Below are 14,196 nucleotides of genomic sequence, written 5' to 3' on the forward strand. Positions count from 1 at the left end.
TGGCGGCAACGAGAGTTTACACATGTTTCGTTATTTATGTGTCAATGTACTAGTGAACTTCCTTGGCGTGATTGATCGAGTACTTGGGAATCTCGACCGTCAGGTCGGTTTGTGCCACGATGGCCTGGCAGCTGAGGCGCGAGTTGGGCTCCAGGCCCCAGGCGCGATCCAGCAGGTCTTCCTCGCTCTCGTCCATCTCGTTGAGCGACTTCATCCCTTCGCGCACGATGACATGGCAGGTGGTGCAGGCGCAGCTCATGTCGCAGGCATGTTCGATATTGATGTTGTTGTCGAGCAGGGCCTCGCAGATGGACGTGCCGGCAGGCGCGGACACTTCGGCACCGTTGGGACAGTATTCAGGATGGGGCAGTATTTTGATGATGGGCATGGTGTGTTCGGTCCGTGGGTCAGACCGTCGCTATGTTTTTTCCGGCCAGGGCCTGGCGGATGCCCCGGTTCATGCGCTGGGCCGCAAAGTTTTCGGTCCCGCCGGCCAGGGCCTTGATGGCGGCTTCGATCTGCGCGGCGTCGCCCTGCTGCCGGATGGCCGCCAGGTCGGCCATCAGGCGATCGATCTCCACCTTTTCCTCGGGGGTCAGCAAATCGGCATCGGCACCCAGCGCACTGCGGGTCGCCAGGATCATGCGGTCGGCATCGACCTGCGCCTCGGCCAGCGCGCGCGCCTGCATGTCCTGCTGGGCCGTCGAAAAACTCTCCTGCAGCATGCGCGCAATGTCGGCGTCGGACAGGCCGTAGGACGGCTTCACGTCGATCCGCGCTTCCACGCCGCTGCCCTGCTCTTTGGCGCTGACGCTGAGCAGGCCGTCGGCGTCCACAGTGAAGGTCACCCGGATGCGCGCTGCGCCCGCGGCCATCGGCGGAATGCCGCGCAGCTCGAACCGCGCGAGGCTGCGGCAGTCGGCCACCAGGTCGCGCTCGCCCTGCACCACATGCAGGGCCAGCGCGGTCTGGCCGTCCTGGTAGGTGGTGAAGTCCTGGGCCATCGCGGTCGGGATGGTCTGGTTGCGCGGCACGATGCGTTCGACCAGGCCACCCATGGTTTCGATGCCCAGCGACAGCGGAATCACGTCGAGCAGCAGCAGGTCGCTGCCGGTGCTGTTGCCGGCCAGCTGGTTGGCCGAAATGGCCGCCCCAAGGGCCACCACTTCGTCGGGGTTCAGGTTGGTCAGGGGCTCGCGGCCAAACAGGCCGGCCACAGCGCGGCGCACCTGGGGCATGCGTGTGGACCCGCCCACCAGCACCACGCCCTGGACATCGTCCTTGCCCAGCCCGGCATCGCGCAAGGCCGTGCGCGCCACCGTCAGGGTGCGCTGGGTCAGTCCGGCCGTGGCGGCTTCAAAGTCCGCGGCTTTCATGTCAAATTGCACGTTAGCCCTTGCCAGCCGGGCGGAGAATGCTACTGAATCCGTAGCAGACAAGGCCTCCTTGCAGGCCCGGGCGGCCTGCAGCAAGGCGGCTTTGTCGCCGGGCGTGAGCGTGTCGGCGGCCAGGCCGGCCTTGACGAGCACCCAGTCGACCAGCGCGCGGTCATAGTCGTCGCCGCCGAGGGCCGAGTCGCCGCCGGTGGCGACGACCTCAAACACGCCCTGCGTCAGGCGCAGGATGGAAATGTCGAAGGTGCCGCCGCCGAGGTCATAAATCGCGTAAACCCCTTCACTGGCGTTGTCCAGACCGTAGGCAATGGCCGCCGCGGTCGGCTCGTTGATCAGGCGCAGCACGTTGAGGCCGGCCAGTTGCGCGGCATCCTTGGTGGCCTGGCGCTGGGCGTCGTCAAAATACGCCGGCACCGTGATGACCGCACCGAAAATCTCGTCGTCAAAGCTGTCTTCCGCCCGGTAACGCAGCGTCGCCAGGATCTCGGCACTGACTTCGACCGGGCTTTTTTCACCGGCCACGGTTTGCAGCGTAACCATGCCGGGCTGGTCGTTCAGCTGGTAAGGCAATTGGGCGCGGTTGCCGATGTCCTGGATGCCGCGGCCCATCAGGCGCTTGACCGAGGCGATGGTGTTTTGCGGATCCTGCACCTGCGCGGCCAGCGCGTCGAAACCGATCTGGCGGCTGGTGACGCCGTTGTCGTCCACCAGGTAACGCACCACGCTGGGCAGCAGCACGCGGCCCTGCGCATCGGGCAGGCACTCGGCCACGCCGCTGCGCACGCTGGCCACCAGCGAATGGGTGGTGCCCAGGTCAATGCCGATGGCGATGCGCCTCTGGTGCGGATCGGGGGTCTGTCCGGGTTCGGAAATTTGCAGTAAGGCCATGAATGTTTGGGGTCGCGCTGGAGGTCTGTGACAGGCTATTGTCCCAGCGAGTCGATGCGCGCATCAATCTCGCTGCCAAAGCGCTCAATAAACATAAGGCTTCTCACCTGCCGGGCGGCGGCCGGAAAGTCTTTGGCCCGGTCCAGCGAATGCTCTATTTTTGATAGCTGCTCGCGCTTGCTGTCCAAGGTCTGGGCGGCAATTTCTTCCAGACTGTCGAGTCCTTGCGCCTCTTCCAGCGCTTCACGCCACTGCATCTGCTGGATCAGGAAATCCGGGGGCATGGCGGTGTTGCTCTCGGCCTGGATGGGCGCGCCGTGCAGCTCGCAGAGGTAGATCGCACGTTTGAGCGGGTTCTTCAGCCGCTGGTAGGCCTCATTGATGCGCACCGACCACTGCATGGCCAGGCGTTGGGCGGCAGCGCCCTGAGCCGCAAACCTGTCGGGATGCGCCTCGCGCTGCAGCTCTTTCCAGCGCGCGTCGAGCACGGCACTGTCCTGTGCGAACTGCACTGGCACGTCAAAAAGTTCGAAATCGTTGGATTGGAGCGACGCCACTTGGAGAATCTGGTTTCGTGATGAAAAGCGTAGCGAGCGGTCGTCAGGCTAGGCGCACGGAGCACAGCAACCGGAACGTACTCAGGTACGTGAGGATTGCGAGCACCGCGCAACGACGCATGGCGCCCGCGCAGTAGCTTTACACGCGAAAGCTTTCGCCGCACCCACAGCGGTCGCGCTCATTGGGATTGATGAACTTGAAGCCTTCATTGAGACCCTCACGCACAAAGTCGAGCTGGGTGCCGTCGATGTAAGCCATGCTTTTCGGGTCCACCAGCACCTTCACGCCGTTGTCTTCAAACACCACGTCTTCAGGCGCAATCTCGTCGGCATATTCGAGCTTGTACGCCAGGCCGGAGCAGCCGGTGGTTCGTACGCCCAGGCGCACGCCCACGCCCTTGCCGCGTTTGGCCATGTAGCGGGTGACGTGACGTGCTGCGGCGTCGGTGAGGGTAACGGACATGGAAAAGCTTCGCAGGTCAATGAGGTTAGTGGGCGTGCTTCAACTTGTAGTCGCTGACGGCCGCCTTGATGGCGTCTTCGGCGAGGATGGAGCAATGGATTTTCACGGGCGGCAGGGCCAGTTCTTCGGCAATCGCGCTGTTCTTGATGCTCGCCGCTTCGTCCAGGGTCTTTCCCTTGACCCACTCGGTCACGAGTGAGCTCGACGCAATCGCCGAGCCGCAGCCGTAAGTCTTGAAACGCGCGTCTTCAATCACGCCGGTCAGCGGGTTGACCTTGATCTGCAGCTTCATGACATCGCCGCAGGCCGGTGCGCCGACCATGCCGGTGCCTACCGTGTCGTCGCCCTTTTCAAACGAGCCGACGTTGCGGGGGTTTTCATAGTGGTCCACCACTTTTTCGCTGTATGCCATTTTGTTTGCCTCTTCAAGCTGTTTGCGCTGCTTAGTGAGCAGCCCACTGGATGGTGGACAGGTCCACACCATCCTTGAACATTTCCCAGAGCGGCGACAGGTCACGCAGCTTGGCGACGTTTTCCTTGATCGTCGCGACGGCGTAATCAATCTCTTCTTCGGTGGTCCAGCGGCCTATGGTCATGCGCAGGCTGCTGTGGGCCAGCTCGTCGCTGCGGCCCAGGGCGCGCAACACATAGCTGGGCTCCAGGCTGGCCGAGGTACAGGCCGATCCGCTGGACACCGCCAGGCCCTTGATGCCCATGATCAGGGACTCGCCCTCGACATAGTTGAAGCTCATGTTGAGGTTGTGCGGCACGCGCTTGTCGGCATGGCCGTTGAGGAAAACCTCTTCCACGTCTTTCAGGCCGGCCAGCATGCGCTCGTGCAGGGCACGGATACGCTGGTTTTCGTCGTGCATTTCCGCCCTGGCAATGCGGTAGGCCTCGCCCATGCCCACGCACTGGTGTGTCGGCAAGGTACCGGACCGCATGCCGCGCTCGTGGCCGCCACCGTGCATCTGCGCCTCCAGCCGCACGCGCGGCTTGCGCCGCACATACAGTGCGCCTATGCCTTTGGGGCCGTAGGTCTTGTGCGAGGTCAGGCTCATCAGATCTACCGGCAAGGTGGCCAGGTCGATGTCCACACGGCCGGTAGCCTGCGCGGCGTCCACATGGAAAAGGATGCCTTTTTCGCGGCACAAGGCGCCAATCGCCGGGATGTCCTGGATGACACCAATCTCGTTGTTGACGAACATGACGCTGACAAGAATGGTGTCGGGGCGGATTGCCGCCTTCAGCACCTCCAGGTCGAGCAGGCCATCGGCCTGCACGTCGAGGTAGGTCACTTCAAATCCCTGGCGCTCCAGTTCGCGGCAGGTGTCGAGCACGGCCTTGTGCTCGGTCTTGACCGTGATCAGGTGTTTGCCTTTGGACTTGTAGAAATGCGCGGCACCCTTGAGCGCCAGGTTGTTGGACTCGGTCGCACCGCTGGTCCAGACGATCTCGCGCGGGTCAGCGCCGATCAGCTCGGCCACCTGCTCGCGGGCTTTTTCCACGGCGGCTTCCGCTTCCCAGCCCCAGGCATGGCTGCGCGACGCGGGGTTGCCGAAATGCTCGCGCAACCAGGGAATCATGGCGTCCACCACCCGCGGGTCACACGGGTTCGTGGCGCTGTAGTCCATGTAAATGGGGAAGTGTGGGGTTTCCATGTGGCTAGCTTTTTATTTCAGGGCTGGCTTGCAGCATCAAAAAAATGGGCGTCAGTCTCCGGCAATCGGGCCCTCACAGGCCGATAACGCCAGTAATGCTCAGGACTTCGAAAACGCGTTGCCCAGGGCAAACACCGAATTGGGCGCATTGACGCGCATTGGCTTGGCCACAGGCGCGGTGAAGATGGCTTTCTTCACCATGGGCGTATTTTCAACAACCACGCCTTTGGCCAGCTGGTCGTCAACCAGCTTTTGCAGGGTCACGGAGTCGAGAAATTCCACCATGCGGCTGTTCAGCGAGGCCCACAATTCGTGTGTCATGCAGCGGCCACCGTCACCGAGACAGTTTTCCTTGCCGCCGCACTGGGTCGAGTCGATGGGTTCGTCCACCGACACAATGATGTCGGCAACAGTGATGGCTGCCGCCTTGCGACCCAGGGTGTAACCGCCGCCGGGGCCACGGGTGGACTCGACGAGTTCATGGCGGCGCAGTTTGCCGAACAGCTGCTCAAGGTAGGACAGCGAAATCTGCTGGCGCTGGCTGATGGCTGCCAGGGTTACGGGGCCGTTGTTCTGGCGCAGGGCCAGGTCAATCATCGCGGTGACCGCAAAGCGGCCTTTGGTCGTGAGGCGCATTTTCAAGCTCCTTAAAAGTTGGCTTGACTGTCGTTTGGCTCACCCTGCCAGCTTGTGGCTTGACAGGGAACTTTTTCTCCACCCGCCCCGGCCTGTCGGCCTGATCGGCTGCAGGGCTTTTGTTGTTCTGTTTGTTCCTGACTGTTTTCGTCAAGTATAGCACAGAAACCCTACCGATTCACTCGTCACTGTACCGCTAGCGCCAGTTTGTCCAAGACAAACAGGGCAGACTTCGTGATGAAAGTCCTGCTTCTGCGCTTCGTCCTCAGCCCACCACCGGCGGCACGTTGTCCACACCCGGCGCACCAAATGCCTGCGCCTTGAGCACATGCAACTGGTCGCGGACGCTGGCCGCCCTTTCGAACTCCAGGTTTTTGGCGTGTTCGATCATCTGTTTTTCCAGCCGCTTGATTTCGCGGGCAATGTCTTTCTCGCTCATGTCCTCCACCAGGGCCTTCTGCAGCTCGAGCTTTTCCGCTTCCTTGCCGGATTTCTCGCTGTAGACGCCGTCGATCAGGTCCTTGATGCGTTTGACGATGCTGCGCGGCGTGATGCCATGTTCGAGGTTGAAAGCAATCTGTTTGTTCCGGCGGCGTTCGGTTTCATCCATCGCCTTTTTCATGGAGTCGGTGATGCGGTCCGCATACAGGATGGCCCGGCCGTTGAGGTTGCGGGCTGCCCGGCCTATGGTCTGGATCAGGCTGCGCTCGGCGCGCAGGAAACCTTCCTTGTCGGCGTCCAGGATGGCAACCAGGCTGACTTCCGGGATGTCCAGGCCTTCGCGCAGCAAATTGATGCCGACCAGCACGTCGAAGGTGCCCAGGCGCAGGTCGCGCAGGATTTCCACACGCTCGACCGTGTCCACGTCGCTGTGCAGGTAACGCACCTTGACGCCGTTGTCGGTCAGGTAATCGGTGAGCTGCTCGGCCATGCGTTTGGTCAGCGTGGTGATCAGCACCCGTTCGTTCTTGTCGACGCGAATGCGGATTTCCTGCAGCACGTCGTCCACCTGGTGCGTGGCCGGCCGCACTTCCACCTCGGGGTCCACCAGCCCGGTGGGCCGCACCACCTGCTCCACCACCTTGCCGGCATGCTGCTGCTCGTAGGCCGCCGGCGTGGCCGAGACAAAAATGGCCTGCCGCATCTTGGTCTCGAACTCCTCGAACTTCAGCGGACGGTTGTCCAGCGCGCTCGGCAGGCGAAAACCGTATTCGACCAGCGTGGTCTTGCGCGAACGGTCGCCGTTGTACATGGCGTTGAGCTGGCCGATCATCACGTGGCTCTCGTCGAGAAACATGATCGCGTCTTTCGGCAGGTAGTCGCACAGCGTCGACGGCGGCGAGCCCGGCGGCGCGCCGCTCAGGTGGCGCGTGTAGTTCTCGATGCCCTTGCAGTGGCCGATTTCGCTGAGCATCTCCAGATCGAAGCGCGTGCGCTGCTCGATGCGCTGCGCCTCGACCAGCTTGCCGTCGCCGACAAATTGCTTGACGCGCTCCGACAGTTCGAGCTTGATGGTTTCGACCGCGGCCATGACCTTGTCGCGCGGCGTCACGTAGTGGCTCTTGGGGTAGACCACAAAACGCGGCACCTTCTGGCGGATGCGCCCGGTCAGCGGGTCGAACAGCTGCAGCGACTCGATCTCGTCGTCGAACAGTTCGATGCGGATGGCCAGCTCGGAATGTTCGGCCGGAAACACGTCGATCACGTCGCCGCGCACGCGGAAGGTGCCGCGCGAAAAGTCCTGGTCGTTGCGCGCGTACTGCATCCGGATCAGGCGCGAGATCACGTCGCGCTGGTTCATCTTGTCGCCGGCGCGCGCAATGAAACGCATCTGCGTGTAATCCTCGGGTGCGCCTATGCCGTAAATCGCGCTGACCGTCGCCACAATGATGGTGTCGCGCCGCTCCAGCACACTTTTGGTCGCCGACAGGCGCATCTGCTCGATGTGTTCGTTGATCGCCGAATCTTTCTCGATGAACAGGTCGCGCTGGGGCACATAGGCCTCGGGCTGGTAGTAGTCGTAATAGCTGACGAAATACTCGACCGCATTTTTCGGGAAAAACTCGCGAAACTCGCTGTACAGCTGCGCCGCCAGCGTCTTGTTGGGCGCAAACACGATGGCCGGCCGCCCCATCCGGGCGATCACGTTGGCCATGGTGAAGGTTTTCCCGGAGCCGGTCACGCCCAGCAGGGTCTGAAACACCTCACCATCGTTGAGGCCCTCGACGAGTTGCTCAATCGCTACCGGCTGGTCGCCGGCCGGCGGGTAAGGCATGAAAAGCTCGAACGGCGAGTCCGGAAAGCGCACAAATTCGCCCGTGGCAGGCACTTCGCTGGACTCCGGCATGACTTCAATCACTTCTGGCATAAAAAACCCAATTCTGGCCCGTTAAAATCTGGGGCAACCGAACAGAATACGACATTTGGCGGGCGGGCAGGACCTCGGGGCCGACCATCTGCCGGCTGTCTGCGTCACCGCCGGTAAACCAGATGGCGTGCCGGACCGTTTAAAAAACACCAACCACCCTTGCAGAGGATTTTCATGTCGCTTTTCACCGCCGTCGAAATGGCCCCCCGTGACCCTATATTGGGCCTGAACGAGCAATTCAATGCCGATACCAACCCGAACAAGGTCAATCTCGGCGTCGGCGTTTATTACGACGATGACGGCAAGCTGCCCCTGCTGCAGTGTGTGCAGGCCGCCGAAAAGGCCATGATGGCATCGCCCAAGCCGCGCGGCTACCTGCCCATGGACGGTGTGGCCGCGTATGACGCGGCCGTCAAGGCGCTGGTGTTTGGCGCCGACAGTGAGCCTGTCAAGAGCGGCCGCGTGGCCACGGCCCAGGGCATAGGCGGCACCGGCGGCCTGAAAATAGGCGCCGACTTCCTGAAAAAGCTCAGTCCGAACGCCAAGGTCCTGATCAGCGACCCGAGCTGGGAGAACCACCGCGCCCTGTTCGCCCAGGCCGGCTTCACGGTGGAAAGTTACCCCTACTACGACGCCGCCAAACGCGGTGTCAACTTCGAGGCCATGCTGGCCGCCCTGAACGCCGCGCCTGCCGGCACCATTGTGGTTCTGCACGCCTGCTGCCACAACCCGACCGGCTACGACATCACCGGCGAGCAATGGGACCAGGTGATCGCTGCCGTCAAGGCCCGCCAGCTGACCCCTTTCCTCGACATGGCCTACCAGGGCTTCGGCCAGGGCATCCAGGAAGACGGCGCCGTCATCGGCAAGTTTGTCGCCGCCGGCCTCTCCTTCTTTGTCTCGACGTCCTTTTCCAAAAGCTTCAGCCTGTACGGCGAACGTGTCGGCGCCCTGTCGGTGCTGTGCGAGAGCAAGGACGAGGCCGAACGTGTGTTGTCGCAGCTCAAGATCGTAATCCGCACCAACTACAGCAACCCGCAGATCCACGGCGCCACCGTGGTCGCCAACGTGCTGAACAACCCCGAATTGCGCGCGCTCTGGGAAAAAGAACTGGGCGACATGCGCGTGCGCATCAAGGACATGCGCCAGAAGCTGGTGGATGGGCTGAAAGCCGCTGGCGTGAAGGAAGACATGAGCTTCATCACCAAGCAGATCGGCATGTTCAGCTACTCCGGCCTGACGAAAGACCAGATGGTGCGCCTGCGCAATGAATTCGGCGTGTACGGCACCGACACCGGCCGCATGTGTGTGGCTGCGCTGAACAGCCACAACATCGCGCACGTCTGCGCGTCCATCGCCAAGGTGATGTAAATCGGCGAGGCAGGCCTGCCGCAGCGCTTGGTGCAGGATGCCCTGCGCAATCCCTGCAACCAGGCCCTGCTGGACGGCCTGGCCGACCTGCATCTGCCCGACGCCTGGCTCGTCGGGGGGTGCCTGTTCCAGACCGTCTGGAACCTCCTGGACGGCCGTTCACCCGACGCAGGCATCCGCGACTACGATATTTTCTACTTCGACCCCAAAGACCTTTCCGATCACTCGGAGCAAGCCGTCAACCGGCAGGCACAGGCTCTTTTTTCCAGCCTGGGCGTCCAGCTCGATGTCAGGAACCAGGCGCGAGTGCACCTCTGGTACCCGACGTATTTCGGGCGGCCCTGCCCCCCGTTGCAAAACGCCTGCGAAGGCGTGGACCGCTTTCTGGTGGGCAGCACCAGCGTCGGTTTGCGCCGGGAAGCCGGCCACGTACAGATTTACGCACCTTACGGGCTGGACGACATGTACCGGGGCATCCTGAGCCCCAACCCTCGTGTGGACCACGGGCTCCTGTATGAAAACAAAGTGCTGGACTACCAGACGCGCTGGAACTGGCTTCGCAGGTCCGACCCGGCGCCACGCGCGGCAGCCTTCCCGGATTTATGATAAAAAGTGCCATCAGCCCTTATGGGACAAGCGCAGACAGCTATCTATTTCATAGCAAAAACCATGGCAGCCCTTGCCGCCCTGTATTAGCCACCGACCGTCGTCGGATCGTAGAAAAAGCGCTCTTCCACAATCTTGTCACCCTCCCAGCGCTGGTGCGCCAGTTCGTCGATGCGCAGCATCGAGCCTGACACCCGCGTGAACTCGAACACCCAGTGGATCACGACGAAGTCGCCGTCCACCAGGAAGGAGTCCACCGGCAAGGTGCGCATCGCACTGCAGGCGGCCATGACGGCCCGCTCGTAGCTGACCAGCGTATCCCGGCCACGCCGGGGCGGCTCGCTGTTTTCCTGCATGCTGGCGTGGGGCGCATAAAACTGCTCGATGGCCTCGACGTAGTGGCCCTGCTCCACCAGTGCGATGAAGTCCTGGACAGTTTGGCGGCTTGGCATGGTGTTGCTAGGTTCCTGGTTCAGCCCCAGATCACGGAGCGCATGGAGATCGAGCCGAACTGGAAACTGGTGTTGAAAAAGCGTGGCGCTTCACTGCTGTCCACCGCAGCTGCCGCATACAGCAGCGGCAGGTAATGTTCATGGGTCGGGTGCGCCATCAGCGCCAGCTGGCCCAGCTTCTGGAAGTTCTGCAGCGCGTCCAGGTTGCCCTGCTGAATGTAGCCCCCCGTGGTCTGGTCGAACTCCAGCGCCCACTCATAGGCCTGGTGGCCGGCCGCGCCGCGCTGGGCCTGGCGTAGGTTGTGCACGATGTTGCCGCTGCCCACGATCAGCACGCCACGCTCGCGCAGGCCCTTGAGCTGTCGGGCCAGCGCGTAGTGGTCGGAGGGCGGACGGCTGTAGTCCATGCTCAGCTGCAGCACCGGGATGCCGGCGTCGGGAAACATGGGCTTGAGCACCGACCAGGCACCGTGGTCCAGCCCCCAGGCGTCGAGGTCCAGCCCCAGCGGCGCCGAGCCGCGCTGCCTGACAAAACGGCTGATCTCGCGCGCGGCGGCGGGCGCGCCGGCCGCCGGGTACTGCTGGTCGAACAGCTCCTGCGGAAAACCGCCGAAATCATGGATGGTCTTGGGTTGCGCCATGCCGGTCACCCACCAGCCTTCGGTCAGCCAATGGGCCGAAATGCACAACACCAGCTGCGGCGGCGGGTACTGGCTGCCGAACGCTGCGCCCAGTGCCTGCCAGCTGCGGCGGTATTCGTTGTCGCCAATCGCGTTCATGGGGCTGCCATGGCCGACAAACAGCACCGGCATCCGATCCGATTTTTCCAGTGAAGTGAATTCGTCAAGCGCCAGGGCGCTGGTGATCTCGGTCATAAACATCCGTCAGGTACAAGCCAGGGCCGGCGGCCCTGGTGCTTTGCGTCTTTGTTGAGGCCTTTTTCGCCTGTCTTCCGGGATCATGTTCAGGCATCCGGCGGTCAGACATGTGAGATTTTCCATTGAATGGCAAAAAGAAGTGTCTTCCGGCCCTTCCGTATTGGTGTTTGCCCTCCATTTAATCGTAAGCACACCTGTTATTATTTGTTGCACTGCAGCATATCGTTGTACAAAGGTCAGACCATGCTTTATCAAGTTTATGAAAACCAGCGTTCGCTGATGGAGCCGTTTGTCGACTTCGCCCAGGCCGCCGCCAAGCTTTACAACAATCCGCTCTCGCCCTTGAGCCAGAGCCCGCTGGCGCAGCGGGCGGCTGCCGGCTACAGCCTGATTTACCGCCTCGGCAAGGACTACGAAAAACCGGCCTTCGGCCTGACCACGGTGGATGTCGACGGCGTCGGCGTGGCCGTGCATGAACGCATCGAGGTGGACAAGCCCTTTTGCGAGTTGCGCCGCTTCAAGCGGTTCACCGATGATCCAGCCACCCTGACCAAGCTCAAGGGCCAGCCTGCCGTGCTGATCGTGGCGCCGCTGTCGGGCCACTACGCCACCTTGCTGCGCGACACCGTCAAGACCATGCTCAAAGACCACAAGGTCTACATCACCGACTGGAAAAACGCCCGCACCGTGCCGCTGTCCGACGGGGCCTTCGCGCTCGACGACTACGTCAACTACGTGCAGGAATTCATCACCCACGTGCAGGGCATCTACGGCAACTGCCACGTCATCAGCGTGTGCCAGCCGACCGTGCCGGTGCTGGCCGCGATTTCGCTGATGGCCAGCCGCGGCGAAACCACACCGCTGTCGATGACCATGATGGGCGGCCCCATCGACGCGCGCAAATCGCCGACAGCCGTCAACAACCTGGCCATGAACAAGAGTTACGAATGGTTCGAGAACAACGTGATCTATCGCGTGCCAAGCAACTTCGCGGGCGCCGGGCGCCGTGTCTACCCGGGCTTCCTGCAGCACACCGGTTTTGTCGCGATGAACCCCGACCGCCACGCCACCAGCCACTATGACTACTTCAAGGACCTGATCAAGGGCGACGACGTCAGCACCGAAGCGCATGTCAAGTTTTACGACGAATACAACGCCGTGCTGGACATGGACGCCGACTACTACCTGGACACCATCAAGACGGTGTTCCAGGAGTTCAAGCTGGTCAACGGCACCTGGGATGTGATGTCCAGGCAAGGCAAGCTTGAGCGCGTGCGCCCCGAGGACATCACCACCACGGCCCACTTCACGGTGGAAGGCGAACTCGACGACATCTCCGGCTCCGGCCAGACCGAAGCGGCCCACGGCCTTTGCTACAACGTGCCCAAGGCACGCCAGAAGCACCTGGAAGTCAAGGGCGCAGGCCACTACGGCATTTTCAGCGGCCGCCGCTGGCGCGACATCGTTTATCCGCAGGTCAAGGCTTTCATTCTCGAGCACAACCAGGGGTCCACCCTTTCCGCACAGGCCAAGGCAGCTCCCAAAAAAGCAGCCAAGCCGGCCCTCAAGGTGGCGCCCAAGCCAGCCACCCGCAGCGTCGCCAAAAAGTAAGCCGCCGCAATCTTGAGCGCCGCGTCGTGAACCTGCTCGCCGAGCGGCTCAATGCCGCGCTGCCGCAAACGCAGTGCATGCGCTGCGGCTACCCTGACTGCGCGGCCTACGCGCAGGCCCTGGCCGACGGCGAGGCTGCCATCAACCAGTGCCCGCCCGGCGGCGCTGAAGGCATCGCGCGCCTGGCCCTGATCACCGGCCGGCCCGCCCTCCCCCTCAACCCCGACAACGGCAACGAAGGCCCGCGCCAGATGGCCGTCATCGACGAGGACTGGTGCATAGGCTGCACCCTGTGCCTGGAGGCCTGCCCGGTGGACGCCATCATGGGCAGCAACAAACTCATGCACACCGTGATCGAGCCTTATTGCACCGGTTGTGAGTTGTGCATTCCCGTGTGTCCGGTTGACTGCATCAGCCTGGAAAACGTCACCGGTGAGCGCACCGGCTGGGCCGCCTGGTCGGAAGCCGACGCCGGGCTGGCCCGAAAGCGCTATGAAATTAATAGCTACCGGCGCCTTCTGGACGAGGGGAAGAACCGTAAAAGGCTTGAAGATAAGGCCGAAGCCGCCCTGGCAGACTGGCCCGGGCATTCACAACACACCGACCCTGTGGTGCTGGACCAGAAACGAGCCATCATTGAAGCAGCGCTGGCACGCTCACGCGCCAGGCGCGACGCAGGGAGCAGCTAAGCCTGCGCCCTGCCCTTTCAGCCCAGCGCGTCATTGACCGAGTCGCGGAATTCGGCCAGGCTGACGGCGCTGTCAATCTCGCGCGGCAAGGCGTCGCGAATCGAGAACACCCCCAGGATTTTTCCGGCCGACGAGACAATCGGCAGATGCCGGAATCCGCGCTCCAGCAGGATCAACACGGCATCCGAAACGGTCATCTCGGGCACCACACACAGGGGGTTGTGTGTCATCACCTCGGACACCGGCGTCTTTTTGGCATTCAGGGCCTTGCTCAGCACGCGGGTCATCAGGTCACGCTCGGTCAGGATGCCCTGCATGACACCGGCAGCGTCAATGATCAGCACGCTGCCGCAGTTGGCCTTGGTCATCACACAGGCGGCCTGCCAGACGCTGGCCTGCGGCGGGCAACTCACCACATGCCGGCGCGGGATGGATTGAAACACGGTACGTTCAGACATGAGGGTCCTCCTGTCCAGTGGGGTTAGGGCCTGTTCACACTATTTATGCGAGTGCGAACGTGGTGAAAACAGCGCCAATCTAGGCGCGCGACGACCGCCAGACCGGGCGTCTGGCGTAGGAGTGCAACGCAGAGTGGCGTTGTTTTCACCCCGTTCCCTCCGGG

15 protein-coding genes are annotated in these 14,196 nt (G+C 62.4%); 4 read left to right on the forward strand and 11 right to left on the reverse strand.

Annotated features, from left to right (window positions below):
• Window positions 1-49: 49 nt before the first annotated feature.
• The 8 genes from fdx to uvrB form a co-directional block, all read right to left on the reverse strand.
• Window positions 50-388 (reverse strand): ISC system 2Fe-2S type ferredoxin, encoded by a 339-nt coding sequence (gene fdx / locus PSV40_RS15125; protein ID WP_300539265.1) that lies wholly within the window; start codon window positions 386-388, stop codon window positions 50-52.
• A gap of 19 nt (window positions 389-407) precedes the next feature.
• Complete coding sequence (gene hscA, locus PSV40_RS15130; RefSeq protein WP_300539268.1) at window positions 408-2,282, reverse strand: Fe-S protein assembly chaperone HscA; 1,875 nt, start codon at window positions 2,280-2,282, stop codon at window positions 408-410.
• 35 nt (window positions 2,283-2,317) lie between these two features.
• Complete coding sequence (gene hscB / locus PSV40_RS15135; protein ID WP_300539270.1) at window positions 2,318-2,839, reverse strand: Fe-S protein assembly co-chaperone HscB; 522 nt, start codon at window positions 2,837-2,839, stop codon at window positions 2,318-2,320.
• A 139-nt stretch (window positions 2,840-2,978) separates the two neighbouring features.
• Window positions 2,979-3,302: an iron-sulfur cluster assembly protein IscA gene (iscA, locus tag PSV40_RS15140; protein ID WP_096665502.1), complete on the reverse strand. Its 324-nt coding sequence runs from the start codon at window positions 3,300-3,302 to the stop codon at window positions 2,979-2,981.
• A 25-nt stretch (window positions 3,303-3,327) separates the two neighbouring features.
• Entirely contained in the window at window positions 3,328-3,714 is a 387-nt protein-coding gene (gene iscU, locus PSV40_RS15145; RefSeq protein WP_293592264.1) for a Fe-S cluster assembly scaffold IscU, read from the reverse strand.
• 31 nt (window positions 3,715-3,745) lie between these two features.
• Window positions 3,746-4,963 (reverse strand): IscS subfamily cysteine desulfurase, encoded by a 1,218-nt coding sequence (locus tag PSV40_RS15150; protein WP_300539273.1) that lies wholly within the window; start codon window positions 4,961-4,963, stop codon window positions 3,746-3,748.
• A 99-nt stretch (window positions 4,964-5,062) separates the two neighbouring features.
• Window positions 5,063-5,599 (reverse strand): Fe-S cluster assembly transcriptional regulator IscR, encoded by a 537-nt coding sequence (gene iscR, locus PSV40_RS15155; protein WP_300539275.1) that lies wholly within the window; start codon window positions 5,597-5,599, stop codon window positions 5,063-5,065.
• Between the two features lie 265 nt (window positions 5,600-5,864).
• A complete protein-coding gene (uvrB, locus tag PSV40_RS15160; RefSeq protein WP_300539278.1) occupies window positions 5,865-7,967 on the reverse strand; it encodes an excinuclease ABC subunit UvrB in 2,103 nt (700 codons plus the stop codon).
• 174 nt (window positions 7,968-8,141) lie between these two features.
• Here uvrB and PSV40_RS15165 point away from each other — a divergent pair, with 174 nt between their 5' ends.
• Window positions 8,142-9,338, forward strand: coding sequence for an amino acid aminotransferase (locus tag PSV40_RS15165; RefSeq protein WP_300539280.1), 1,197 nt, complete (start codon window positions 8,142-8,144; stop codon window positions 9,336-9,338).
• Between the two features lie 30 nt (window positions 9,339-9,368).
• Window positions 9,369-9,944 carry a nucleotidyltransferase family protein gene (locus tag PSV40_RS15170; RefSeq protein WP_300539282.1) on the forward strand — a complete coding sequence of 192 codons (576 nt, stop codon included), beginning with the start codon at window positions 9,369-9,371 and terminating at the stop codon, window positions 9,942-9,944.
• An 86-nt stretch (window positions 9,945-10,030) separates the two neighbouring features.
• Here the strand turns inward: PSV40_RS15170 and PSV40_RS15175 are convergent, their stop codons facing one another.
• Window positions 10,031-10,396: a nuclear transport factor 2 family protein gene (locus PSV40_RS15175; protein WP_300539285.1), complete on the reverse strand. Its 366-nt coding sequence runs from the start codon at window positions 10,394-10,396 to the stop codon at window positions 10,031-10,033.
• A 20-nt stretch (window positions 10,397-10,416) separates the two neighbouring features.
• The gene (ygiD, locus tag PSV40_RS15180; protein WP_300539287.1) at window positions 10,417-11,271 is read right to left on the reverse strand and encodes a 4,5-DOPA dioxygenase extradiol; all 855 of its coding nucleotides are present in this window, start codon (window positions 11,269-11,271) and stop codon (window positions 10,417-10,419) included.
• Between the two features lie 246 nt (window positions 11,272-11,517).
• On the opposite strand from ygiD, the gene phaZ reads away from it, so the two are divergent.
• Window positions 11,518-12,885, forward strand: coding sequence for a polyhydroxyalkanoate depolymerase (phaZ, locus tag PSV40_RS15185; RefSeq protein WP_300539290.1), 1,368 nt, complete (start codon window positions 11,518-11,520; stop codon window positions 12,883-12,885).
• 26 nt (window positions 12,886-12,911) lie between these two features.
• Window positions 12,912-13,574 (forward strand): electron transport complex subunit RsxB, encoded by a 663-nt coding sequence (gene rsxB, locus PSV40_RS15190; protein ID WP_300539292.1) that lies wholly within the window; start codon window positions 12,912-12,914, stop codon window positions 13,572-13,574.
• Window positions 13,575-13,591: 17 nt separating this feature from the next.
• Here rsxB and PSV40_RS15195 read toward each other — a convergent pair whose 3' ends face one another.
• Window positions 13,592-14,032 (reverse strand): CBS domain-containing protein, encoded by a 441-nt coding sequence (locus tag PSV40_RS15195; RefSeq protein WP_300539295.1) that lies wholly within the window; start codon window positions 14,030-14,032, stop codon window positions 13,592-13,594.
• Between the last annotated feature and the right edge of the window lie 164 nt (window positions 14,033-14,196).

It is taken from the genome of Polaromonas sp. (assembly GCF_029945925.1).
Lineage (GTDB): Bacteria > Pseudomonadota > Gammaproteobacteria > Burkholderiales > Burkholderiaceae_C > Polaromonas.